At 63.7% G+C, this 23,222-nt stretch carries 20 protein-coding genes; 14 read left to right on the top strand and 6 right to left on the bottom strand.

Going from position 1 to position 23,222, the window contains the following annotated elements:
* Positions 1-79 precede the first annotated feature (79 nt).
* On the top strand, positions 80-739 hold the full coding sequence (locus CLU91_RS16495) for a helix-turn-helix transcriptional regulator (protein WP_100876779.1): 660 nt from the start codon (positions 80-82) through the stop codon (positions 737-739).
* On the opposite strand, the gene CLU91_RS16490 is transcribed toward CLU91_RS16495, so the two are convergent.
* On the bottom strand, positions 736-2,001 hold the full coding sequence (locus CLU91_RS16490; protein ID WP_100876778.1) for an MFS transporter: 1,266 nt from the start codon (positions 1,999-2,001) through the stop codon (positions 736-738). The two genes, CLU91_RS16495 and CLU91_RS16490, sit on opposite strands and share 4 nt — an antisense overlap.
* A gap of 112 nt (positions 2,002-2,113) precedes the next feature.
* Between CLU91_RS16490 and CLU91_RS16485 the strand changes: the two genes are divergently transcribed.
* Positions 2,114-3,013, top strand: a complete 900-nt coding sequence (locus CLU91_RS16485; RefSeq protein WP_100875021.1) for a LysR substrate-binding domain-containing protein — start codon at positions 2,114-2,116, stop codon at positions 3,011-3,013.
* A gap of 12 nt (positions 3,014-3,025) precedes the next feature.
* On the opposite strand, the gene CLU91_RS16480 is transcribed toward CLU91_RS16485, so the two are convergent.
* Positions 3,026-4,063 carry a methyltransferase domain-containing protein gene (locus CLU91_RS16480; protein ID WP_100875020.1) on the bottom strand — a complete coding sequence of 346 codons (1,038 nt, stop codon included), beginning with the start codon at positions 4,061-4,063 and terminating at the stop codon, positions 3,026-3,028.
* A gap of 129 nt (positions 4,064-4,192) precedes the next feature.
* Here CLU91_RS16480 and CLU91_RS16475 point away from each other — a divergent pair, with 129 nt between their 5' ends.
* Positions 4,193-5,089: a helix-turn-helix domain-containing protein gene (locus tag CLU91_RS16475; RefSeq protein ID WP_100875019.1), complete on the top strand. Its 897-nt coding sequence runs from the start codon at positions 4,193-4,195 to the stop codon at positions 5,087-5,089.
* A 57-nt stretch (positions 5,090-5,146) separates the two neighbouring features.
* Positions 5,147-5,551, top strand: a complete 405-nt coding sequence (locus CLU91_RS16470) for a VOC family protein (protein ID WP_100875018.1) — start codon at positions 5,147-5,149, stop codon at positions 5,549-5,551.
* A gap of 28 nt (positions 5,552-5,579) precedes the next feature.
* Here the strand turns inward: CLU91_RS16470 and CLU91_RS16465 are convergent, their stop codons facing one another.
* Positions 5,580-8,450 (bottom strand): insulinase family protein, encoded by a 2,871-nt coding sequence (locus CLU91_RS16465; RefSeq protein ID WP_100875017.1) that lies wholly within the window; start codon positions 8,448-8,450, stop codon positions 5,580-5,582.
* A 297-nt stretch (positions 8,451-8,747) separates the two neighbouring features.
* Here CLU91_RS16465 and CLU91_RS16460 point away from each other — a divergent pair, with 297 nt between their 5' ends.
* The 9 genes from CLU91_RS16460 (at position 8,748) to CLU91_RS16420 (ending at position 17,013) form a co-directional block, all read left to right on the top strand.
* A complete protein-coding gene (locus tag CLU91_RS16460; protein ID WP_100875016.1) occupies positions 8,748-10,160 on the top strand; it encodes a HAMP domain-containing sensor histidine kinase in 1,413 nt (470 codons plus the stop codon).
* Positions 10,157-10,699 carry a hypothetical protein gene (locus CLU91_RS16455; RefSeq protein WP_232730776.1) on the top strand — a complete coding sequence of 181 codons (543 nt, stop codon included), beginning with the start codon at positions 10,157-10,159 and terminating at the stop codon, positions 10,697-10,699. The genes CLU91_RS16460 and CLU91_RS16455 overlap by 4 nt, the downstream gene beginning before the upstream one ends.
* On the top strand, positions 10,696-12,063 hold the full coding sequence (locus tag CLU91_RS16450; protein ID WP_100875015.1) for a sigma 54-interacting transcriptional regulator: 1,368 nt from the start codon (positions 10,696-10,698) through the stop codon (positions 12,061-12,063). The genes CLU91_RS16455 and CLU91_RS16450 overlap by 4 nt, the downstream gene beginning before the upstream one ends.
* Positions 12,064-12,340: 277 nt before the next feature.
* Entirely contained in the window at positions 12,341-12,703 is a 363-nt protein-coding gene (locus CLU91_RS16445; RefSeq protein WP_034752546.1) for a BON domain-containing protein, read from the top strand.
* A gap of 214 nt (positions 12,704-12,917) precedes the next feature.
* Positions 12,918-13,931, top strand: a complete 1,014-nt coding sequence (locus tag CLU91_RS16440; RefSeq protein ID WP_100875014.1) for a bile acid:sodium symporter family protein — start codon at positions 12,918-12,920, stop codon at positions 13,929-13,931.
* 109 nt (positions 13,932-14,040) lie between these two features.
* Positions 14,041-14,799, top strand: a complete 759-nt coding sequence (modA, locus tag CLU91_RS16435; protein WP_100875013.1) for a molybdate ABC transporter substrate-binding protein — start codon at positions 14,041-14,043, stop codon at positions 14,797-14,799.
* 15 nt (positions 14,800-14,814) lie between these two features.
* Entirely contained in the window at positions 14,815-15,492 is a 678-nt protein-coding gene (gene modB, locus CLU91_RS16430) for a molybdate ABC transporter permease subunit (RefSeq protein WP_100875012.1), read from the top strand.
* An 11-nt stretch (positions 15,493-15,503) separates the two neighbouring features.
* Positions 15,504-16,205 (top strand): sulfate/molybdate ABC transporter ATP-binding protein, encoded by a 702-nt coding sequence (locus CLU91_RS16425; protein WP_100876776.1) that lies wholly within the window; start codon positions 15,504-15,506, stop codon positions 16,203-16,205.
* Positions 16,206-16,245: 40 nt separating this feature from the next.
* A complete protein-coding gene (locus CLU91_RS16420; protein ID WP_100875011.1) occupies positions 16,246-17,013 on the top strand; it encodes a TOBE domain-containing protein in 768 nt (255 codons plus the stop codon).
* Between the two features lie 71 nt (positions 17,014-17,084).
* On the opposite strand, the gene CLU91_RS16415 is transcribed toward CLU91_RS16420, so the two are convergent.
* Positions 17,085-20,165, bottom strand: a complete 3,081-nt coding sequence (locus tag CLU91_RS16415; protein ID WP_100875010.1) for a hybrid sensor histidine kinase/response regulator — start codon at positions 20,163-20,165, stop codon at positions 17,085-17,087.
* Between the two features lie 239 nt (positions 20,166-20,404).
* On the opposite strand from CLU91_RS16415, the gene fnr reads away from it, so the two are divergent.
* Positions 20,405-21,163, top strand: a complete 759-nt coding sequence (gene fnr / locus CLU91_RS16410) for a fumarate/nitrate reduction transcriptional regulator Fnr (RefSeq protein ID WP_100875009.1) — start codon at positions 20,405-20,407, stop codon at positions 21,161-21,163.
* 3 nt (positions 21,164-21,166) lie between these two features.
* On the opposite strand, the gene CLU91_RS16405 is transcribed toward fnr, so the two are convergent.
* Together CLU91_RS16405 and ccoG are read right to left on the bottom strand one after the other, a co-directional pair.
* The gene (locus CLU91_RS16405) at positions 21,167-21,691 is read right to left on the bottom strand and encodes a FixH family protein (RefSeq protein ID WP_100875008.1); all 525 of its coding nucleotides are present in this window, start codon (positions 21,689-21,691) and stop codon (positions 21,167-21,169) included.
* Positions 21,692-21,837: 146 nt separating this feature from the next.
* The gene (ccoG, locus tag CLU91_RS16400) at positions 21,838-23,220 is read right to left on the bottom strand and encodes a cytochrome c oxidase accessory protein CcoG (protein WP_100875007.1); all 1,383 of its coding nucleotides are present in this window, start codon (positions 23,218-23,220) and stop codon (positions 21,838-21,840) included.
* Positions 23,221-23,222 lie beyond the last annotated feature (2 nt).

Raw genomic sequence — 23,222 nt, 5'->3', positions numbered from 1 at the left:
AACTCCTCGACAGCGGGGAGCTACCGGCCTATTATGCAAGCAATTAGTTGGTTAACTGGCCTCATGATAGTTGAGCGAAATGAATTACACAAGTAAACGTTTGGATAATAGCGAAGCGCCGCAAACGACGGAGCGCATCCTGTATTTCATCAAGACCAAGGGACCCGTCTCCACGGCGACCCTGGCCAAGACCCTGGACATGACGGGCGAGGCGGCGCGCCAGCAAGTGCAAAAGCTGGTGGCGGCGGGCTTGATCGAGGGACGCCAGGAAGCGCAGGCGGGCGCCGGCCGGCCGCGCCAGAACTGGGTCTTGACGGAAGCGGGCAATGCGCGCTTTCCCGACACGCATGCGCAGCTGACGATCAAGCTGATCGGTTCGGTGCGCCAGCTGTTCGGCGAAGCGGGGCTGGACAAATTGATCACGCAGCGCGAAGAGGAAAGCCGCAGCGCGTATGCGCTGGCGTGCTCGGCGCCGGATTTGCCCACGCGCTTGCAGCAACTGGCGGCCGTGCGCGATGAGGAGGGCTATATGGCGCGCGTGGAAGCGGACGGCGAGGACTGGCTGCTGATCGAAGACCATTGCCCCATCTGCGCCGCCGCGCGCACCTGCCAGGGCTTTTGCCGCTCCGAACTGCAGCTGTTCCAGGAAGTGGTGGGACCGCACGCCAGCATCGTGCGCGAGCAGCACGTGCTGGCCAACGCCATGCGCTGCGTGTACCGGATCAGGGTGCTGTCCTAGTCTTTCGGAAACAAGGGGCGGGTAGCAAGCGCCACCAGCCCCGCCAGCCACCACACGACGGACCAGTTGCTGGCCGCCAGCAAATGCGGGATGGCGATCGGCGTGAGGAACAGGCCCGCATATACGGCCGTGTTCGCCATGCCCAGGGCCGTGCCCGCATTGGCGCCGCCCGCTTCCGTGGCCAGTTCCGTGTAGGCCACGCCATGCCAGGCGGACACGGCGATGCCGGCGAGCACCACGGCGGCCATCAGCAGCCAGCCCGGCGCCTGCAGCCAGGCGATGCATCCCAGCAAAATGAACGAGGCCAGCGCCACCAAGGCCGAGCCGCGCAAGTAAGCGGGCCGGTTCGCGTGGCGGTCCGTGTGGCGCCCGCTCCAGATGCGCATCACCATGGCGCCCGCCTGCAGGGCCACCATCACGGCCGTGATGGCTGCCAGGCCCAGGTGGCCATGGTCGTGCAGGAACACGGTGGCATAGCTGAGCACGGCAAACTGCGGCACGCACAGCAAGCCGATGGCCGCCACCATGCGCCAGACTTTGCGATTTTTTAATGGCAGCGGCGTCTTCACTGCAGATAGGCCCGTGGACGCGTTGTGCGGCCCTGTGGCGGCCTCGGCAGAGAAATCGGGCTCATGCATCCAGCGCCACGTAAAAAACGCCGACAGGCCGCATACGAGGGCCAGGGCGCCAAACACGGGCATGAAGCCATAGGACGATGCCAGGCTGGGCAGGACGAGGGCGCCGAGGCCGCCGCCCATGGGCACGGCCGTCTGGCGGATGCTCATGGCGAAACCCCGTTCGCCCGGGCCGAACCAGCGCATCACGGCGCGGCCGCTGGCGCCATTCACGCTGCCGCCCAGCACGCCGACCAGCGCCAGCCCGGCCGCCAGCGCCCATAAGGGCGGCACGGACCCGTCAGCGGGCGTGATCCACAGCAGCAAGGTCAACAGCGCGAGCATGGTGCCCAGCAAGCCGGTCAGCAGCACGGGGCGGTCGCCCCAGCGGTCGGTGGCCATACCCCACGGCAATTCGGTCAGGGCCACGCCCAGGCCCATGGCGCCCAGCGCCACCCCCAGTTGCGTATTACTCAGGTGATAGCCGCTGCGCAGCCAGATGGCCGTGGTGGGCATGCCGTTGGCGGCGGCGGAAAAGCTGGCATTGGCCGCCACACCGACGGCCAGCACTTTCCAGCGGTGGGCATTGCCCAGTGCGGGCGCAGTGACGGGGACAGGAACAGGAATAGCTTGGCAATTGGTGCTCATGGCAGGGACAGGAAAGTGGTTGACCCTGACAGTGTTGCGCAGTACGATCATTCTGAATATCAGATAATTTACGTTGCACCATCCCACAAAACCGGACGATTGAATTGCTACCATGAGCCTGCTGAATTTCGACATCGCCTTCCTGCGCAGCTATGTGGCTGGCATCGAGCTGCGCAGCTTTGCCCGCGCGGCCGACAAGGTGGGCCGTTCCACCTCGGCCGTCAGCGCGCAGCTGAAAAAACTTGAGGAGCAGGCCGGCATGCCGCTGTTCCGCAAGGATGGCCGGGGGCTGGCGCTGACGCCGGCCGGCGAAGTCCTGCTCGGCTATGCGCGCCGCCTGCTGGAACTCAATGACGAGGCGGCCGTCGCCTTGCGCGGCGCGGAACTGGAAGGCTGGATACGGCTCGGCTTGCAGGAGGATTTTGGCGAAGCCTTGCTGCCCGACGTGCTGGGGCGCTTTGCCCGCGCGCACCCGAAAGTGCGCATCGAGGCGCACGTGGCGCGCAACACGGCTTTGATGCAAGGGCTGGCCATGGGCCAGCTGGACCTGGCCCTGCTGTGGGGCGGCGCCTGCATCGCCGACGTGGCCGAGTATCCGCCGCAGCAGCGCCAGCATATCGCCGAACCGGCCATGCGCTGGATCGCCTCGTCCAGCCTGGCCTGGCGGCCCGAATCGGGCGAACCGCTGCCGTTGATTACGTTCGACCGCGACTGCCTGTTCCAGCGCTGCGCCACGCAGGCGCTGGACCATGCCGGCATCGCCTGGCGCACGGCGTTTACCAGCCCCAGCCTGGCGGGACTGTGGGCGGCGGCCGCTGCCGGGCTGGGCGTGACGGTGCGCACGGCGTACGGCCTGCCCTCGTCCGTGTGCGCGCTCGATCACGCGGCGGCGGGCTTGCCCGCCCTGCCCCCGTTGTCGCTGGAACTGCTGCGCGCGTCCAGCGTGTCCAGGCCGCCCGTCGAGCGCCTGGCCGGCCTGATCATCGAATCGCTGCAGCAAGATGCGGCGTAAAACGCCTGCCATTCAACTGCGCGCAATCAGCACTTGCACGGGCGCCATGGGAAAATCGCTGGCGCCGTGCTGCTCCACTTGCCGCCAGCCCGTGTCGCGCAGCAATTGCGCCAATTCCCCCTGGCGCGTCACCGTGCGGCCCAGCATGCGCATCGGCAAGTAATACGGCAGCACGCGCGCCGCATCAACGGCTGCCGGGGCGATTTCCGCTTGCACGCAGACGAACACGCCGCCCGGTTTCAAGGCCGCATGGATCTTGCGCAAGGCCGCCGCCATGTCGGGCACGAAATGCAGCACGAACGAGCACCAGATGAGATCGTAACCGTTGCCGATATCGTCGCTGTCCAGGTCGCCGCCCACCGTCTCCAGGCGGTCAGAGAGTTGCGCATGGGCGATGTTGGCGGCCGCCACGGCCACCGTTTCCGGCCAGTCGAAAACGCAGCCGTGCAAGCCCGCATGAGCTTGCGCCAGCGCAATGGCAACCCAGCCCGGTCCGCCCCCCAGGTCGAGCAGGCGCAGCGGCGTGTTGCCGTCTGCAAACGGGGCGATCCGTTGCATCGCGGACAGGGCCGCGCGCATGGTGACGGCGCGTTGTTCCTGGCCGATCTGCTGCTGCGCGGCAACGGCCCAGTTGACTCCATTTGCCGTGCTGTAGGGCGCGGCCTTGCCACCCTCGCGCACCAGCGTACTGAGCTGTGTGGCGAAGTGGCGCAGCGCATGCAGCCGGTACAGCCAGGCGTCGCCGCAAAAGGCCACCGAGTTGCGGCAGAAATACTGCAAGGTGGCGGCCGTGCAGCGGTAGCGCTGTGTGTCTGCATCGGCATCGGCTCCGTCGCGTTCCAGCACCTGCATGCTCCAGAGCAGTTCCAGCAGCAGCGCCGTGTGCGGCGCGTGCAGCGACAGGGTGTCGGCCAGCTGCGCCGGCGTGTGCGGCGTGGCCAGCATCTCGAAAATACCCAGTTCCAGGGCGGCGGCCAGCCCGTCCGCCTGCACGGGCGCGACGGCCAGGTCCCAGTAAGGCTGTAAGGCATGCTGTGACGTGAATAACATGAAAGTTCCTTTCGACGAGATGGGCGTGTGCGCCTATTTTATGCAACAATGAGAATAATTATCATTTGCATTTGTATGCGGCACGGCGCATTTCGTATGCGCGACGGCGCGCGGAAAACAGGGGGAGCGATGAGGGAACAGGACAGGGAAGCGGCAGGCTGGACGCGGCGCCAGCTGGACCCGGGGTTGAAAGAGTGCCGCGCCGACCAGCGCCAGGTCGACCAGGGCTTGCTGCTCGTGCATTCCGACTACCGCCCGCGCCTTGCGCTCGTCGAGCCATCGCAGCATGACGATGCGGGTGGCCTGGTCATTACCATCGGCCTGGAAGGCGCATCCGGCTACGTCACGCGCGATGGCGAACAATTGCATTTCCGGGGAGGGCATACGACGGTGACGGCGTTTCACCACGTCAGCGGCGAGCGCCGTTTCGAGGCGCATCAACGGGCGGCGCAATTGCGCGTGCTGGTCGGCGAAGAGGCGCTGGCGCGCTACTGGCCGGAAGGCTTGACTTCCCTGCTGCCCCACGGCGGCGCGCGCCAGTTGGCGCATGCGGCCACCACACCCACTGCCGCCCTGCACGCGCGCTCGCTGCTGCGCGCGACGGACCCGCTGGCCGTGCATATCAGCGTGCTCAGTATCCTGGCGGAACAGTTGCGTGCACTGCGTCCCGCGCCCGCGTCCGCTCCTGTGCCGCGCTGGTCCGAGGCCGATATCATCAAGCTGGAGCGCGTCCATGCGCTGATGCAGGAACAGATGGCGCAAGACCTCACGCTCGATTACCTGTGTGCGCAAGCGGGCCTGAGCTTGTTCAAACTCAAGCAGGGATGGCGCTACCGCTACAACGACAGTCCGCAGCGCACCCTGCTGGCGCTGCGCATGCAGCGGGCAAAGTTACTGCTGGAAAATGGGTGTCAGGTGGCGCAGGCGGGCTGGCAAACGGGCTATCGCCATCCGTCCAATTTCAGCGCCGCGTTCAGCCGCTATTTTGGCTGTGCGCCGAAGAGCGTGGGACGCGCTGGCACGTAACAAGCCGGTGTAGAATCGGCGGGCACGCTGTACGCATTCGACCTACAAGGAGACATGATGGCCCGCAAAATCTTTGTCAATCTGCCCGTCCAGTCGCTGGAACGCTCCGTGGCGTTTTTCACGGCGCTGGGCTTCAGCTTCAATGCCCATTTCACGGATGAAACGGCGACGTGCATGATCGTCACCGATGACATTTTCGTGATGCTGTTGACGCACGATAAATTCAAGCAGTTCACGCCCAAGCAACTGTGCGATACCACCGTGGCGACGGAAGTACTCGTGTGTTTGTCGGCCGAGAGCCGCGGCGAAGTCGATGCGCTGGTGGCGAAAGCCGTCCAGGCGGGCGGCAGCCTCTACAAGGAGCCGATGGATTTCGGCTTCATGTATGGGCACAGTTTCCAGGATCTTGATGGGCATCAATGGGAGTTGATGTTCATGGAAGCGGATTCAATACCGCAATAGTTGCGGTATTGAATCCGGTACGGCGCGCTTAGCTGGCCAGCGCCAACAGGTCGACCACGTCCAGGCCTGCCAGGTCTTGCGTCGTATTGCCCGCAAACGCGGCGCGGCTAGGCTGGCCGTTTTTCAGCCAGATGCGCGTGACGGCCTTGATCTGCGCCAGGGTGCAAGTTAATACGCCGGTGCGGAATTGCTGGCGCACGGCTTCCGTCGTGCCGCGCTGCTGCATGTTCCACGCCGTCAGCGCTTCCGCGTACGGCGAATGCGGCTTGTCGAGGCCCTTGATGACGCAGATGATGGCTTCTTCCACCTGCTCCTGCGAGAAATCGCCGTCGAGGATTTGATCGAGCGTCGTGCCGAAGTCGGCGAACGTGCCGGCCAGGCGCGGGTCGCGGTAGGAGCTCAATGTAAACGTGCCGGCGCCGGCCGCGTAGCTGGCGCTGCCGCCATACGCGCCGCCTTTTTCGCGCAGGGCCGTATGCAGCACCTGGTTGGTCATCAGTTCAGCGGCGACAGCCAGGGCCGAGGCGTCCGGATTGTGCACGCCGGGCACGGCCCAGGAAACGAAGCAATGGTTGATCTGGCTCGTCGCATGCAGGGCAGTGTTGGCCAGCGGCAAGGCTGCTGGCGCTTCCGTTGCCGTAGGGACAGCCGTGTCGACGCTGGCCGCTGGCAATTCCAGCAAGCGGGCCAGGGTGATGCCATCGTGCTCCAGGCCCGCGCACAGCACGGTCGGCTGCTGGGCGATGATGTGCGCGTGCAGGGTGTCGAGCTCTCGCGCGATTTCCTGCAAGCCTGCCGACGTCTTGCTCAGCTGCTGCAAACGGCGGTAGAACGGCAGTGCAGCCGGGCCGCCGACGATGTCGTCGAAGCGGCGCGTGGGCGACAGGGGAGCTGCCGAGGCCAGCATGGCGTAGCGGTTGCCCGATTCGGCCAGGCTGGAGAGTTTGTCTTGCACCAGGCTTTCGATCAGGAAAGCCAGGCGCTCTTCTTCATCGAAGCGGGGCTTGGCGATCCAGGCCGACAGCACGGCGGCGATCGCCGCGTGTTCTTCGCGCAAGCCGCTGGCCGAGAACGACAATTCCACGCGCATCGCCTGTTGCGGGCGGGGAATGGCTTCCAGGCCGATGTGGAACGATGGGACCATGCTCTGGCGCCAGGCGCTGGCGTCGTCGAACGACATGTCGCCCACGCCCAGTTCCGGCGCCAGGTCCGTGTACAGACGCAGCCATGGCCACGACGCTTCCGGCAAGCCCGACACGTCGTACAGCACATTGGCATAGCTAATGCCGTTCGAGGCAATGGAAAACGCCACGGCGCCGTCGACGGCGGGGGGAATCGGCAGGGCCGGGCGCGGCGCGGCGCTGACGTCGCCAGGGCGGATGCGCGGCAGCACTTCCGAATTCGATGGCAGTTGCTGATGCGCTTCCAGCGCGGCGGACTCGGCCACGATGTGCTCGCGCTCGGCATCCGTCAGCGTCGCCTGCAAGGCCGCCAGTTTCGCGTCTTCCTGGGCGGCGCGGTCCGTGAAGTAGGCGCTGTCGGGTACCACGTGCGTCGTCAAACGGGTCGGGTTGGCGATCAGTTCGCGCACCAGTTGCTTGAAGAATTCAGGATCGTCGATCTGCTGTTCCAAGGTTTCCAGGATGGCCGCATTGTCGAAGGCGTCCATCACGTCGCCGCCATACATGGCCAGCGGCAAGGCGTGCAGCAAGCGGCCCAGGCCGTACGGCATGCGGCCGCTGCTGATTTCGCGCTGGCTGTATTTGATGTCGCGCAAGGCGGCGTGCAGCACGGCGGCGGGAATGCCCTCTTGCGCCGTCTCTTCCAGCGCCGTCCAGATGCGCTGGTGCGCGTCGGCGATCTGTTCTTTGGTTAAACCTTCCATGCCGATGTGGAACACCATCTGGCGGATGCCCGCGTCGCGGCCATTCATGTCCGATGGGCGGCCATAGCCGGCCGATTCCATGGCGCGCATGACGGGTGCCGACGATTCGCCCAGCAAGCCGTGCGACAGCAGATGCGCGTGGTAGTAGGCGATGGGGTCGCTCGATTCGCCCATCAGCCAGGCAAATTGCAGGCCGAATTCATCGTCGCGCGCTTCCTGCGACGGAATTTTCACAATATTTTCCTGCGGCGCCGTCCAGGCAGGGGCCAGCTGCGGCAGGCGGCGTGCGGAGAAACCGCTGAGCTTGGACAACACGCGCTCGCTTACCTGTTCCTGCACGGCCGACGCTTCGATATTGCCGGCAGTCATGATCACGGCTTGCGACGGGTGATAATGGCTGGCGTGGAATTCTTTCAGCATGTCATGCGTCAACTCGGGGATATTCAGCGGATCGCCGCCCGATTCCACTTCATACGTCGTGCCCTTGAGCAAGGCGCTGGCGATGCCGCTGTCGAGCGCGCGCATGGGGCTGTTGAAAGCGCCCTTCATTTCATTGAAGACGATGCCCTGGTACACGAGTTTGTCGCCTTCGAACGCATGGCGCCAGCCTTCCTGGCGGAAATTCAGGTAATCGAGGTTGGGGAAGAAGGCCGCGTCGAGGTACACGTCGAGCAGGTTGAAGAAATCCTTGCGGTCGGTGCTGGCGAACGGGTACACGGTGCGGTCCGGATAGGTCATCGCATTCATGAAGGTGGCCGTCGAGCGGCGCAGCATCGAGAAAAACGGGTCGCGCACCGGGTAGCGCGACGAGCCGCACAAGGCCAGGTGTTCCAGGATGTGGGCGCGTCCGTCGCTCACTTCGGGCACAGTGGGAAAGGCCACCAGGAACACCATCTCAGCCTGCTCGGTATGCATGTGGATATGGCGCATGCCCGTTGCTGGCTCGACATATTGTTCGATGGTTGCCTGCAAGACTGGAATGAAGTTGCTGCTGACTTTTTCAAATGTGCTCATGCGGTATGGGATCTCTTCAGTAGGTGAAACGGATAGTCGGTGGGGCTGCATCACATGTGGGGGCAAAGTGGCGCAATGCCAGGGCCTGTCGCCAAGGCGGAGGGTCACTTTGATGCCTGCGTGAAGTTTTTCCCTATTGTACTAGGAGTATTCGCGCGCCGCCGACGGGGCCTTGCTGGCGGCCGGAAAAGCGACAGTGTTGCAAAATTGATCATTCGCGGGTGGGTGGCGTCTGCGAATGAACGCTTAGCGTACCATGCGCCTTTTGTCACCCAGACTGAACCGAAGGCGCCTATCTTGTCCCGACTTTCCTTTCGCCAACTGTTATTTGCCGCCTTCATTTTGACGACGGGCATTTTGACGGCCACCTCCGTGCAAGCCTTGCTGACCCTGGAACACTTGGCGCGGCTGGGGCGCGAGACGGCCGCGCAGGCGATTGCCCTGACGGAACAGTCGCAGCGCCTGTCCGAGCGCACCCTGGCCATGGAGCGCAGCGCGCGCCAGTTCCTCGTGCTCGATGATCCCGTGTTCCGCGAACGCTACGCGGCGGCCCGCGACGAAGCGACGGCGGCGCTGCAAGTGCTGAACCGGGCCACGCCCGAGTTCGCTCCGCAGCTGGCCGACGAATGGACTGCGCAGGCGCAATCGGCCTGGGAAGTTTTACAAGCCGGCAAGCGCCGCAAGCGCGATGGCCATGCCGTCGTGTACCGCGCGTTTGCCCGCATGGCGCAGATCAATGACCGCCTGGCGCGCGACAGCAAGACGGAAATCGGCAGCCGCAACGATGCCCTGCTGGCCGAGCTGGAGCGCCAGCGCCGCGTGCTGGGCATGCTGGTCGGCGGCGCCGTGCTGCTGGCAGCCGTGCTGGCCACCTGCTTCGGTTTTCTATTGTCGCGCCCGTTGCGCCGCATCGAGACGGCCATCGGGCGCCTCGGCGACAAGCGCTACGACCAGCCCATCGTCGTCGGCGGCCCGGCCGACACGCGCCGCCTGGGCCAGCAGCTCGACTGGCTGCGCCAGCGTCTGGCCGATCTTGATGCCGACAAGGAACGTTTTCTGCGCCACATTTCGCATGAGCTGAAAACCCCGCTGGCGGCCCTGCGCGAAGGCGTGGCCTTGCTGGAAGATGAGGTGGCGGGCAAGCTCAGCGATAGCCAGCGCGAAATCGCCGGCATCCTGCAGCAAAACACGGCGTCCCTGCAAACGCAAATCGAGGACTTGCTGCGCTACAATACCGCCGCTTTTGACGCCCAGCATCTGGCGCACAGCAAGGTCGATTTGCTCGTCTTGCTGCAAGATGTGGTGGCCGGGCAGCGCCTGCAATGGCTGGCGCGCCGTTTGACGGTCGAGGTGCAGGGCGTATCCCTGATCGTGCAAGCCGACCGCGACAAGCTGGCCACCGCCCTGGCGAATCTGCTGTCGAATGCCGTGCGCTTCAGCCCGGAAGGCGGCACCGTGCGCTTTAGCTTGTCCATCGAAGGCCGCCGCGTGCGCATCGACTGCATCGACGAGGGCGCCGGCGTGGCGCCCGAGGATGCCGCGCGTATTTTTGAACCGTTTTACCAGGGAGTGCGCCAGGCGGCCGGCGCGCGCAACGGCAATGGCATCGGCCTGTCCATCGTGCGCGAATATATCGCCGCCCACGATGGCAGCGTCACTCTTTTACCGCGCCCCGCCGGCGCGCATTTTCGGATAGAACTGCCCTTATGATGACGAGAATTTCCCTGGCCGGCATGGCCGCCTGTGCATTGCTCTTGGGCGCTTGCGCCGCCAAGCCTTCCACCCAGACGCCCGTGCTGGTGCAAACGCCGCCGCGCGTGGTGGTGGTGATGGACCCCCAGCTGACCGAACTGCTCGCGTATCAAAGCGCCTTGCGCCTGATGACGCCGTCGGACCTGGTGAAAGCGCAGCTGGACCTGGCGAAGGCCGACCATGCGCCGCACAACACGCTACGCCGCGCCATGCTGCAAGCGGCCTTGCGCGGCCCCGGCGACCTGGCCCGCGCGCAAGCGTTGCTGGAACCGCTGGCCACGGCCACGGGCAAGGACGCGCAACTGCTGGCGCCGCTGGCGCAATTGCTGGGCAGCCAGTATGCGGAACTGCGCCGCCAGGACGAGAGCATCGACAAGCTCAACGGGCAGCTGCGCGACGCCCAGCGCCGCAACGACTTGCTCAATGAAAAACTCGAAGCACTGAAAAACATCGAGCGCAGCCTGTCCGTGCGCCCTGCCGCGGGAGCGCCGAAATGAGCGAGCACGCCCACATCTTGTTGGTCGACGACGACCCCGACCTGCTGCGCCTGCTGACCATCCGCCTGAAGGCGGGCAATTATCGCGTGACGGCCGTGGGCAGCGCGGAAGCGGCGCTGGCGCGCCTGGCCGTGGAATTGCCGGCCCTGGTCATTACCGACGTGCAATTGCCGGGCCGCGACGGCCTGGCCCTGTTCGATGAAATCCGCCGCCAGCATGCGGCCCTGCCCGTCATCTTGCTCACAGCCCACGGCACCATTCCCGACGCCGTCGAGGCGACGGCGCGCGGCGCGTTTGCGTATCTGACGAAACCGTTCGACGGCAAGCTGCTCATGGAAAAAGTGGCATATGCGATTAACTTGTCCACCGTCATGCCGGCGCCAGCGTCCGGTGACGAAAGCTGGCGTGCCGAGCTGATCAGCCGTAGTTCACAGATGGCCGAGCTGCTGGCCGAGGCCAAGCTGGTGGCCGGGTCCGATGCCAGCATTTTGATCCGTGGCCCCAGTGGCACGGGCAAGGAGTTGCTGGCGCGCGCGCTGCACAACGCCAGCCGCCGCGCCAAGGCGCCGTTCATCGCCGTCAACTGCGGCGCCATTCCCGAGCAACTGCTGGAATCGGAATTGTTCGGCCACGTGAAGGGCTCGTTTACGGGCGCCGTCGGCAACCGCGAAGGCTTGTTCCAGGCGGCCGATGGCGGCACCCTGTTTTTGGACGAGATCGGCGACATGCCGCTGCCGCTGCAGGTGAAACTGCTGCGCGTGCTGCAGGAGCGGGCCGTGCGGCCCGTCGGCGCGGACCAGACGCGGCCGGTGGACGTGCGCTTGCTGTCCGCCACGCACCGCGACCTCGACGTGGCGATGACCGAGGGGCAATTTCGCGAAGACCTGTATTACCGCCTCAACGTGGTGACATTGACCTTGCCGCCGCTGGCCGAGCGCCGCGAAGATATCTCCCTGCTGGCGAACCATTTCCTGCAGAAGCTGGCGGCCAAGTATCAAAAACCCTTGAATGGTTTCGCGCCCGATGCCCTCACGGCCTTGGTCAGCGCGCCATGGCCCGGCAATGTGCGCCAGCTGGTCAATGTCGTTGAGCAAGTGTGCGCGCTGGCGACGGCGCTGCTGGTGCCCTTGTCGCTGGTGCAGCGGGCCCTGCGCGTGCCGTCCCTGGAAGCGCTCAGCTACAACGAAGCCAAGCAGCGCTTCGAGCGCGACTACCTGATTCAATTGCTGCGCCTGACGGATGGCAACGTGGCCGACGCGGCCCGCCTGGCCGACCGCAACCGCACGGAGTTCTACCGTTTATTACAGAAATACGAGCTGACGCCGGCCCTGTTCCGCGGCGATGGCGACCCTGTCGCTGAATAGCGACAAAAATAAAGTATTCATAATCAACGACTTATCTTAAAACATTGATATTGTTGCGAGACCTTGTCGCTGTCTGGCGACAAAAAGCCCCGATTTTCGGGCCAGATCCGGCGGAAACGCGCTGGAAAAATCGATGTCGAATGTAAGTTATTGATTTTGAAGGGAAATTAAAAGCTGGCACGGTGCTTGCTGTATGGGTAGATGTGACGCTTCATAGTGTTGCTGTTTATTGCTATAGCCAAGTAAGAAGCTTTTAACTTCATTGAGAGGAACTACCATGCAAACATCGAAACTGTTCAATACCCTGGTTGCCGCTATCGTTCTGTCGGGCGCCTCGATCACCGCTTCGCATGCAGCTGACTCCGCCCCAAAAGCACAAGCTCCTGCTGACACCGTCGTGGCCGCCAACGCTGCCGCTGCCGTCCCTGATGAAACCATCACTTCCTCGGCCAAGGCCGCCCTGAGCGCCGATGCGCAAGCCGCTGCCCTGCCAGTCAAGGTAGCAACCCAGCAAGGTGTGGTCGTCCTGTCGGGCGACGTGCCGAGTGCCGAAGCGGGTGACCGCGTCGTGCAGATCGTCGCTTCCGTGAGCGGCGTGAAAGAAATCAAGAACGAGCTGAAAGTCAAAGCCGCCGGTTAATCCCCTCGCGGTAACGCCTCGCGCTGTACTTTACTCCGGGTTGCCCTGTCTGCGGACAGGGCATTTTTTTGTGCCATTGTGTCCACAAGCCACGCCAGCTGACAGGCAGGTAGCTCGGCAATAGGGTTAGAATAGCCAGCACTGGCGCCGTTTCCGGCGCTTTTTGTCATCCATGGCGCAGTGTTGCAAGGCTGGGCCGCTACCAGGCTACCGCATGTCTTCTTTTTCTCCCGCTGCCCTGTTGCGCAATCTGAAACCCGATAATTTCACCATCGCCCTGCTCGTCACCGTGGCGCTGGCCAGTTTCCTGCCCTGCACGGGCCAGACGGCCGTGGTCTTCGGCCACGTCACCACCGTCGCCATCGGCGCCCTGTTCTTCCTGCATGGCGCCAAGCTGTCGCGCGAAGCCGTGGTGGCCGGCGTCATGCATTGGCGCCTGCATTTGCTGGTGCTGGCTAGCACGTTCATTTTGTTTCCCTTGCTGGGCCTGGCCCTGCGGCCGCTGGCGCTGACTTTTCTCACACCCGAGTTGTACGTGGGCATCTTGTTTCTGTGCGCCCTGCCGTCGACCGTGCAGTCGTCGATCGCGCTGACGGCCATGGCGCGCGGCAATGTGCCGGCCGCCATCTGCAGCGCCTCGGCCTCGAATTTCATCGGCATTTTTCTTGCCCCCATCCTGGTCGGCTTGCTGGTGGCGAAAGGCGGGGCAAGCAAGTCGTCGGTCGATGCCGTGCTGTCCATCGTCATGCAGCTGCTGCTGCCCTTCCTGGCTGGCCAGTTCCTGCGCCGCTGGATCGGTCGCTGGGTCGACCGCCATAAAGCCACCCTGAAATACGTTGACCAGGGTTCAATCTTGCTGGTGGTCTACACGGCCTTCAGCGAAGCCGTCAGCGAAGGCCTGTGGCACACGATTTCGGTGGAAACGCTGGTGGCGCTGGGCGTGTTCAGCATCTTGCTGCTGGCGCTGGTCCTGGGCCTGATGACGTTCATCAGCCGCCGCCTGGGTTTTAACAAGGAAGACGAGATCGCCATCGTCTTTTGCGGTTCGAAGAAAAGCCTGGCCAGCGGCGTACCGATGGCCAAGGTGCTGTTTGCCACGCATTCGCTGGGCATGGTGATTTTGCCGCTGATGCTGTTTCACCAGATTCAATTGATGATTTGCGCCGTGATTGCGCAGCGCTATGCGCGGCGCAAGGATGACCTGGACAGTGAGAAAGTGGCCGCTTAAGACTGCGCTTGAAGCAAGTTCAGCCGTCTTGACTTGCGCCATGGCAGAACGTTGTATATGCGTGTATATTACGCTCCTTGTTCACCGTTCACTTTACAAGGATACGATCATGCGCCTCACCTCCCTCGCCCGCCTGCTTGGCACCGCTCTGCTCGCTAGCGCCGCCACCTCCGCCGTTGCCGGCGAAGTGGTGGTGTCGGCTGCGGCCAGCCTGACGAATGCGTTCAAGGAGGCTGCGCAAAGTTATGAGGCGCAATATCCGGGCAGCAAGGTGTCCTTGAACTTTGCCGCCTCGGGCGTGCTGCTGCAGCAGATCGTCAAGGGCGCGCCCGTGGATGTGTTTGCTTCGGCCGACCAGGAAACCATGGATGCGGCGCAAAAGCAGGGCCTGGTGCTGCCGGCCGACCGCCAGGATTTCGTCGGCAACAGCCTGGTGCTGATCGTGCCGCACGATAGCAAGCTGGGCATCAAGAGCCTGACCGATCTGACGCACAAGGGCGTGACCCGCGTGGCGATCGCCAACCCGGCCAGCGTGCCCGTCGGCCGTTACTCCGAAGGCGCGCTGAAGAAGGCCAAGCTGTGGGACGCCGTGCAACCTAAAGCCATCGGCACGCAGAACGTGCGCCAGTCGCTCGACTATGTGGCGCGCGGCGAAGTCGACGCGGGCTTTGTCTACGCCACCGACGCGGCCATCATGAAAGACAAGGTCAACGTGGTGCTGGAGGTGCCTCTGGACGCACCCGTGCTGTACCCGATCGCCACCATCAAGGGCAGCGGCAATGCGGCCGAAGCGAAGCGCTTCGTCAGCTACCTGCAGACGGCGCCGGCGCAAGCCATCCTCGCCAAGTACGGATTTAAAAAGCCATAAAGCAAACGACGGCACATGGATATCGCCTGGACCGCGCTGGCCCTGTCGCTCAAAGTAGCGGCCTGGGCCACGGCGCTCAATTTGTTGCTCGGCATCGGTACGGGCTATCTGCTGGCGCGCACGCGTTTTCCCGGGCGCGAGCTGCTCGACGCCCTCTTGACCCTGCCGATGGTGATGCCGCCCACCGTGCTCGGCTATTACCTGCTGGTGCTGCTGGGCCGGCGCGGCACCTTGGGCATCTGGCTGCAGGACAACTTCGGCATCAACCTCATCTTTACCTGGCAGGGCGCCGTCATCGCTTCCACCGTGGTGGCCTTTCCCCTCGTCTTCAAGCCCGCGCGCGCCGCCTTCGAGGCCGTCGACGGGCAACTGGAGCAGGCGGCCAGCGTGCTGGGCATCTCGGAAATGGCCATCTTTTTCCGCGTGACTTTGCCGCTGGCCTGGCGCGGCATCCTCGCCGGCGTGCTGCTGGGTTTTGTGCGCGCGCTGGGCGAATTCGGCGCCACGCTGATGGTGGCCGGCAGCATCCCCGGCAAGACGCAGACCCTGTCGGTGGCCGTGTATGAAGCCGTGCAGGCGGGCCAGGATGACGTGGCCAATACGCTGGTCGTGATCATCTCGGTTGTCTGCATCGTGGTGCTGCTGTCGGCTGGCCGCCTGGCGCCCGGGCGCGTCGCGCACAAAGGACGCTGAGGATGACGCCCATGCAACTCGACCTCGACATTCGCGCCACCTTGCACTCCGGAAAACGCCGCTTCGACATGCACGTGCAATGCACCTCGACCAGCCAGCGCATCGCCGTGTATGGCCCCTCCGGCGCTGGCAAGAGCATGACGTTGAAAGCCATTGCCGGACTCTTTACGCCGGACGAAGGCCATATCCGCCTGAATGGACGCACCCTGTTCGATTCGGCCGCCGGCATCAATTTGCCGCCGCAGCAGCGCAATGTCGCCTACCTGTTCCAGGATTACGCGCTGTTCCCGCACCTGACGGTGCGCCAGAACGTGGGTTTTGGCCTGAGCCGGGGCTGGTTCAATCCGCGCGCGCGCGAAAAATTGCAGAAGGTCGAGCATTGGCTCGATGCTTTCCACTTGCAGGAACTGGCGCATCAGTTCCCCGACGAGTTGTCCGGAGGCCAGCGCCAGCGGGTGGCGCTGGCGAGGGCACTCGTGGCCGAACCGAGCGCGCTGCTGCTCGACGAGCCATTTGCCGCCCTCGATCCGGCGCTGCGTGTCAAAATGCGCCTGGAACTGAGCCAGTGGCAGCAGCGCCTGGACGTGCCCATGATCCTGATCACCCATGATCCGGAAGATGCGCGCATCCTGGGCGAACACGTGCTGTACTTGCGCGACGGACAGATCGATAACAGGGAAGACCACATGGCATTGGGTGAACGCATTGGATAAATCAGCGGCAGCGGAAATCGGCCTGCAAGGTTCGGTATGGATGACGGTGGGCGGAGAAAATCTGGGCGGCGCCGGCAGGGTGGAATTGCTGGGCGCCATCGCCGAGTGCGGCTCCATCACGCAGGCGGCCAAGCTCGTCAAGATGAGCTACAAGGCGGCCTGGGATGCCATCGACGCGATGAACAACCTGGCTGGCGAGCCGCTGGTGGAGCGCTTGACGGGCGGCAAGGGTGGCGGCGGCACGCGGCTGACGCAGCGTGGGCGCCAGCTGGTCGACAATTTTCGCATCATCGAGCGCGAGCATGCGCGCTACCTGCGCCAGCTGGGCAGCCAGGCGGAAGGCATCGCCGACGATTTGTTACTCATACGGAGAATGGCCATGAAAACCACGGCACGCAATCAATTCCTGGGCAAGGTGGCCGAACTGAAACAGGGCGCCGTCAACGATGAAGTGACCCTGGAGTTGCCCGGTGGCCAGCACATCGTTGCCATCGTCACGCAGGGCAGCAGCGAGAGCCTGGGCCTGGCGCCGGGCGCGGAAGCGTTTGCGCTGATCAAGGCCTCGTCGATCATCCTCGTGGCCGACAGCGAAGGGGCGCGCTTTTCGGCGCGCAACCAATTGGCCGGCACCGTGACGCGCGTGCAGACGGGCGCCGTCAATACGGAAGTGGTGCTGGACTTGCCGCGCGGCGGCACGATTGCCGCCATCATCACGAATCAGAGCAGTACCGATCTGGGCATCGCCATCGGCAGCAGCGTGACGGCGATGTTCAAGGCGTCGAGCGTGATTCTGGGCGTGCCCGCCTAAACCCAAAGCAAGGACTGGGGTCGTACCCTGAGGGTACGACCCCGGCATTTATCTCTTGGGTTCAAGCGAGCTTAATCCTTCAGCCTGGACAACCAATTCGCCGCCGCCGCCAGCACCAGTTCCAGCTCCTGCGCCGTGTGCGCCAGCAGCGCCGGCACCTCGTCCAGGCGGCCCGCGTCGATGGCTTCCTCGGTGGCGAACGCGGCGCGGATCAGGCGTTTCGTGCCCAGGGTGCCGACGGAGCCGCGCACGCCGTGCAGGATGCGCGCCACGTCGCTGTGGCGGCCCGATTGCAACGCGGTTTCGGCGTCGCGCACGGGCGTCATGCCCTTGTTCAGGGCGTCTTCCACCATGCGCCGCAGCACGCCGCGCCCCTTCGCATCGCGGCCCATCACGCGCATCAGCGGCGCCATGGAAAATACTTCCTCATCGGCAACAGTCACCGGCTCGGCCGTCTGCACGGGCGGGCGCTTGGGCAGGTGGCGCAGGATGACTGCCATCATCTCTTCCACCACCACGGGCTTGGCGATGAAGTCGCTGATGCCTGCCGTCATGCAGCGCTCGCGCTCGGACGCCAGCACGCCGGCGGTCATGGCGATCACGGGCAAGTTCAAGCGCAGTTCCGTGCGGATGATGTGGGTCGCGCTGAAGCCGTCCATGACGGGCATTTGCATGTCCATCAGCACGATATCGTAGCGCAGCGCTTCCGTGCGCAGCCGTTCCACGGCTTGCAAGCCGTCGCCGACCACGTCCAGGGTGGCGCCCATGTGTTCGAGGATGCCGCGCGCCACGGCCTGGTTCAAATGATTGTCTTCCACCAGCAGGAAATGCACGCCGGCCAGTTCCGTACCCAGCGGCTGGTGCAGGATGCGCTGTTCGCCGCCGTCGTTCTTGGCGATCAGCGCCTGGTGCAGGGCGTCGAACAGGCTCGAACCCGTGATCGGCTTCATCAGCACGACATCGGCCTCGGCCGCGCTGGAGATTTCTTCCAGGTGGTTGCGGGCGAAGGCGTTGACCATCACCACGATGGGCTGGCGCTGGCCGCTGGCCGCCTGGCGGATGGCCTTGGCCGTGGCCAGGCCGTCCATGACGGGCATGTGCCAGTCGGCCAGCACCACGTCGTACGGTTGCTGCTGCGCCAGGCGTTCGCGGTACAGTTCGATGGCGGCAAAGCCGGAGTCCACTTCGTCGGCCAGCCAGCCCCAGGCCTCGATCAGCTTGACGATCAGTTCGCGCGTGGTGCGGTTGTCGTCGGCCACCAGCAGGCGCAGCTGGCCCAGGGCCGGCGTGCGCCGCGTTTCGGCCGGCTGCGCCAGCATCTCGAAGGGCACGCTGAACCAGAAGCGGCTGCCCTTGCCTTCGCTGCTGGCCACGGCGATGTCGCCGCCCATCATGTGGATCAGCTGCTTGCTGATGGCCAGGCCCAGGCCCGTGCCGCCGAAGCGCCGCGTGATGCTCTGGTCACCCTGCGAAAATGCGGCAAACAGTTGCTGTTGCTGCAGTTCCGTCATGCCGATGCCCGTGTCGCGCACTTCGAAGCGCAGCCAGGCGCGGCCGCTCTCGCTCTTGCTCTCGGCCAGGCTGACGGCCACCACCACTTCGCCGCTTTCCGTGAACTTGATGGCGTTGCCGGCCAGGTTGACGAGAATTTGCTGCAGGCGCTGGGCGTCGCCCACCAGGCGCCGCGGCACGTCGGGCTCGACGGCGATGGCCAGTTCCAGCTCCTTTTCGCCCGCATTCATCGTCATCGTCGTGGCCAGCGTGTTCATGACCTCGTCGAGGTCGAATTCGACGGGCGACAATTCCATGCGGCGCGCCTCGATCTTCGAATAGTCGAGCACATCGTTGAGGATGCCCAGCAGCGACTGGCCCGCCACGCGCACCATGGTCAGATACTTGCGCTGTTCCGTATCGAGCCTGGTATTGCCCAATAAGTACACCATGCCCAGCACGGCATTGAGGGGCGTGCGGATTTCATGGCTCATGTTGGCCACGAAATCGCTCTTTGCCCGGTTGGCCGCCTCGGCCCGGTCGCGCTCCTGTTCCAGTTCCGCCGCGCGCGCTTCGAGTTCCTGCTGCAGGCGGTCGCGTTCGCTCATCAGGCCGTTGAACGCTTCCGTCAGTTCGCCGATTTCGTCGCGCTGCTGCACCGGCACGGGGGTGAAGCGGCTGCCGCTGGTACGCAGGGCCAGCAAGGTGTCGCGCAGGCGCACCAGCGGCGACAGCAGGCGCACGGTGACCCAGCCCAGAACAAACGCGGCCAGCAGCGAGGCGAGGGTGCTCCACAGCACCAGCCGGTAGAGCACGCCATCGAACGGTTCGAAGGCATCGTCGAGGGGCAGCGAGGCGGCCAGCAGCCAGTTCACCGATTTCAGGCGCTTGAAGCTGTTGACGGCCGTGATGCCGCGGCTGTTGGTGCTGACCATGCTGCCTTCGCCATCTTGCTTCAGCAACTCGGTGGTTGTCCGGTTGGCGTTCGGCAGGCGCGGCTGCAGCAAGCGGCTGGTATCGGGGTGCAGCACGTAACGCGGCACGGCGCCGCGCGTGAGGATGAAGTAATAGCCGCTCTTGCCGATCTTTTCCGTGCGCAAACGGCCCAGCAAGTTGTCTTTGTACAGGCGCAGCACGCCGATCACCACGCCGGCCACCTGGCCATCGGCCGTGAGCACGGGCGCCACCATCTGCACGATGGGCATGCCGCTCGATTTGCCCAGCATCGGCTCGGTGATCATGGGCTGGCGCGTGCGCAAGACGGTCTGGAAATATTCGCGCTCGGCCACGTTGATGCCGGCGCGGCCCGTGACTAGCGGCATGTCAGCGACGACGGCGCCTTGCGCATCGAGCACCAGCACGTCGTCGAACAGTACCAGCATCGAGCGGCGCGAATAGTATTCGCGCAATTGGGCGGGCTGGGCGATCAATGCCGGCGGCTGCTGCCTGGCCGTCAGCGTGACGATCTGCAGCAGCATGCCCAGCTTGTCGTCGAGTTCGGCAGCGGTGCGGGTGATCAGGGCAGACTGCTGGCTCACCAGTACTCGCGTGAAGTCGGCGCGCATGCGCTGTACCTGTAGCATGGTGACCAGCGCGATCATGGCGATCGAGGTCAGGCTGGTGGCCAGCGCGACTTTTGCTTTGATGCCGAGAGGCTTCATGATTTCCTTTTCAGTACCGGGCGCTACAGGCGGCAGATAATGCTGTCAGGAATTTTCCTATCAATGCCCCAGCTTGGCAAGCGGCACCACGCAAATTGCCCGCCCCGCATGGGCTTTTGACGATGTTGCCATATAATCAAAGTCAGAACGTCGTTTATTGAGCGGAAATGCAGTGAAATTGGCACACGGCAACCCTGTATGCAGTAAACTTGTTATTGCATTTTCTAAAAGGTACCGACATGACTGAAGCGCTACTCACTCCCACCATGCCCACCGTGACCGTGGAAGCGTTGCGTGCGCGATGCTCGACCTGCAGCATGCATCAATTGTGCCTGCCAATGGGCCTCGATGTGGGCGACATGGACAGGCTGGACCAGATTATCGGCCGCCGCCGCAAGATCGTGCGCGGTGCCTCGCTGTTCCGCATCGGCGACTCGTTCCAGAACCTGTATGCGATCCGCCTGGGGCACTTCAAGACCTACCAGATCAATCCGGGCGGCGAAGAGCAGGTGACGGGTTTCCAGATGGCGGGTGAACTGCTGGGCATGGACGCCATCAGCGCCGACCGCCACCACTGTAATGCGGTGGCGCTGGAAGACAGCGAAGTGTGTGAAATTCCGTTTTCCAGCCTGGAACAATTGCTGGGCAATATGCCGACCCTGTTGCGCCATTTCCATCGCATGATGAGCCAGGAAATCACGCGCGAGCAAAGCGTCATGCTGTTGCTGGGCAATATGCAGGCGACCCAGCGTTTTGCCGCCTTTATCGTCAACCTGGCCTCGCGCTATGAAGCGCGCGGTTATTCGCCCAGCAAATTCCAGCTGCGCATGTCGCGCGAGGAAATCGGCAATTACCTGGGGCTGACCATCGAGAGCGTCAGCCGTTTATTGTCGAAATTCAAGAAGGAAGGCTGGCTGCGCGTCTCCAATCGCGAGATCGAGATCTTGCAGCCCGCCAAATTAAAAGCTATTACCGCCGGCACGGACGTCTGTAAATAAGGCTTACAGCTCTTCATCGGCGTGCAGCGCGATGCTGCGCTGCAGCGGCCAGGTCCAGATGCCGGACAGGCGCCACTCGCGTTTGTCGTTTTCTACCAGTACCTGCCAGCGGCTGCGCTCGAGCATCGGCAGCGCTACGGAAAAATTGCCGGCCGCATCGGGCTGCACCAGCAGCTTGATATCCTTTTCCGGCAGGGTCGCATGCGCCAGGTGCAGCTGCAGCGGACCCTGGTAAGCCTTGCCGAAGCTGTGCACGGAACCACTCAGGCGCGCTGACGCCACATCATAGGACAGGCTGGTATCCATCGCCAGGTCGCTGGCGATCGTGTCGCGCTTCAAATCCTGGTTGATTGCCTTGCCCTGCTTGTAATAGTCGCCCACCACCAGCGCATCGGGCTGCGTAAACGCGATATAGCCCATGAAACTGCCGACGACCACGGACAGGCCGGGACCGATCATCAGCAGCCAAGGCCAGCGATGCTTGTACCACGGGGCAGCGGGGGCTTGCAGTTTCAGACTGTCGGACATTTTGTTCTCCTTGGGGTCAGACCCTTTGGGTCTGACCCCAGCTTTTGCTTCTGGGTTGAAAATACAGTAAAGCTAACGCATGTTTGATGCTACCCCTACGGCGACATACCGGGGTCGGACCCAGAGGGTCCGACCCCGAATCAACATCACCGCGGCACGATGAATACCGCGCTTTCACGCACATGCAGCGATGGGTCGTCCAGCGATTGCAGTTCGATCGCAATCTTGTTCGAACCCTTCTCGCCCACGCCGTGCGGTACGCGCAGGCGGATCGGCCAACCCAGCGTTTCCGTCGGCTGCAAGGTCACTTCTTCGCGCGTCAGCAAGGTCAGGCCCGGCAAACCGGAAGCGCTGATCTTGAAATGCTGGCTTTGCTCGGAGGTGTTCATGATCTGCAAGCGGTAGACGTTTTCGATCATGCCGTCTTCCACTTCGCGTCCCATCGAACCGCGGTCGCGGATCACGTCCATTTTCAGGGGCGTGCGCAGCGCCAGCGAGGTACACACGGCGATGATGATCAGGGCCAGGATGGAAGTGTAGATCAAGACGCGCGGGCGCATGGCGCGCTGGCGTATCTGCTTCGAACTGAAGTTGTTTTCCATCGCATGGTCGGTACTGTAGCGTACCAGTCCCCGCGGCCGGTCGACCTTGTCCATCACGCTGTTGCAGGCATCGACGCAGGCGGCGCAGCCGATGCATTCATACTGCAGGCCGTTGCGGATATCGATGCCGGTCGGACACACCTGCACGCACAGGGTGCAGTCGATGCAGTCGCCCAGCTTGTCGTTGTTGCCAGCCTTCTTGCTGATGGCGCCACGCGGTTCGCCGCGCTTGGCATCGTAGGTGATGATCAGGGTGTCCTGGTCGAACATGGCGCTCTGGAAGCGCGCGTAGGGGCACATGTATTTGCACACCTGCTCGCGCAGCCAGCCCGCGTTGCCGTAGGTTGCCAGGCTGTAGAACAAGACCCAGAACCATTCCCAGGGACCGAAATTGAGGGTGGTCACCTCGCGCGCCAGTTCCTTGATCGGCGTGAAGTAGCCGACAAAGGTAAAGCCCGTCCACAGGGCGATGGCGCCCCATGCCAGGTGCTTGGCCGTCTTCTTGAAGGCCTTGCGCACGGAGGGTCCCTGCTTGTCGAGGGCCATGCGCGCGCTGCGCGTGCCCTCGATACGGCGTTCGACCCACAGGAAGATTTCCGTGTATACCGTTTGCGGGCAAGAGAACCCGCACCACACCCGCCCGGCAATGGCCGTGACGAGGAACAACAAATACGCACAGATGATCAGCAGGGCCGCCAGATAGATGAAATCCTGGGGCCACAGCACGACGCCGAAAATGTAGAACTTGCGCGTGGTCAAATCGAACAGCAGGGCTTGCCTGCCATTCCAGGTCAACCACGGCAAGCCGTAGAACGCCAGCTGGGTAAGCCATACGCATACCCATCGCCAGGTAGCGTAGCGTCCTTTGGCCTCGCGAGGGTAGATCTGCTCGCGGGCCGCATACATCTTGATGACTTGAGGTTCCATTA

This window comes from Janthinobacterium sp. 64, assembly GCF_002813325.1.
Taxonomy (GTDB): Bacteria; Pseudomonadota; Gammaproteobacteria; order Burkholderiales; family Burkholderiaceae_D; genus Janthinobacterium.
The sequence above is the reverse complement of the archived record's forward strand: the minus strand, read 5'-3'. Positions and strand labels throughout refer to the sequence as shown.

Excerpts from the sequence above, each read along its gene's own strand:
- CLU91_RS16495 (WP_100876779.1), top strand. The coding sequence starts at position 80 with ATGAATTACACAAGTAAACGTTTGGATAATAGCGAAGCGCCGCAAACG.
- CLU91_RS16490 (WP_100876778.1), bottom strand. The coding sequence starts at position 2,001 with ATGAGCACCAATTGCCAAGCTATTCCTGTTCCTGTCCCCGTCACTGCG.
- CLU91_RS16485 (WP_100875021.1), top strand. The coding sequence starts at position 2,114 with ATGAGCCTGCTGAATTTCGACATCGCCTTCCTGCGCAGCTATGTGGCT.
- CLU91_RS16480 (WP_100875020.1), bottom strand. The coding sequence starts at position 4,063 with ATGTTATTCACGTCACAGCATGCCTTACAGCCTTACTGGGACCTGGCC.
- CLU91_RS16475 (WP_100875019.1), top strand. The coding sequence starts at position 4,193 with ATGAGGGAACAGGACAGGGAAGCGGCAGGCTGGACGCGGCGCCAGCTG.
- CLU91_RS16470 (WP_100875018.1), top strand. The coding sequence starts at position 5,147 with ATGGCCCGCAAAATCTTTGTCAATCTGCCCGTCCAGTCGCTGGAACGC.
- CLU91_RS16465 (WP_100875017.1), bottom strand. The coding sequence starts at position 8,450 with ATGAGCACATTTGAAAAAGTCAGCAGCAACTTCATTCCAGTCTTGCAG.
- CLU91_RS16455 (WP_232730776.1), top strand. The coding sequence starts at position 10,157 with ATGATGACGAGAATTTCCCTGGCCGGCATGGCCGCCTGTGCATTGCTC.
- CLU91_RS16450 (WP_100875015.1), top strand. The coding sequence starts at position 10,696 with ATGAGCGAGCACGCCCACATCTTGTTGGTCGACGACGACCCCGACCTG.
- CLU91_RS16445 (WP_034752546.1), top strand. The coding sequence starts at position 12,341 with ATGCAAACATCGAAACTGTTCAATACCCTGGTTGCCGCTATCGTTCTG.
- CLU91_RS16440 (WP_100875014.1), top strand. The coding sequence starts at position 12,918 with ATGTCTTCTTTTTCTCCCGCTGCCCTGTTGCGCAATCTGAAACCCGAT.
- modA (WP_100875013.1), top strand. The coding sequence starts at position 14,041 with ATGCGCCTCACCTCCCTCGCCCGCCTGCTTGGCACCGCTCTGCTCGCT.
- modB (WP_100875012.1), top strand. The coding sequence starts at position 14,815 with ATGGATATCGCCTGGACCGCGCTGGCCCTGTCGCTCAAAGTAGCGGCC.
- CLU91_RS16425 (WP_100876776.1), top strand. The coding sequence starts at position 15,504 with ATGCAACTCGACCTCGACATTCGCGCCACCTTGCACTCCGGAAAACGC.
- CLU91_RS16420 (WP_100875011.1), top strand. The coding sequence starts at position 16,246 with ATGACGGTGGGCGGAGAAAATCTGGGCGGCGCCGGCAGGGTGGAATTG.
- CLU91_RS16415 (WP_100875010.1), bottom strand. The coding sequence starts at position 20,165 with ATGAAGCCTCTCGGCATCAAAGCAAAAGTCGCGCTGGCCACCAGCCTG.
- fnr (WP_100875009.1), top strand. The coding sequence starts at position 20,405 with ATGACTGAAGCGCTACTCACTCCCACCATGCCCACCGTGACCGTGGAA.
- CLU91_RS16405 (WP_100875008.1), bottom strand. The coding sequence starts at position 21,691 with ATGTCCGACAGTCTGAAACTGCAAGCCCCCGCTGCCCCGTGGTACAAG.
- ccoG (WP_100875007.1), bottom strand. The coding sequence starts at position 23,220 with ATGGAACCTCAAGTCATCAAGATGTATGCGGCCCGCGAGCAGATCTAC.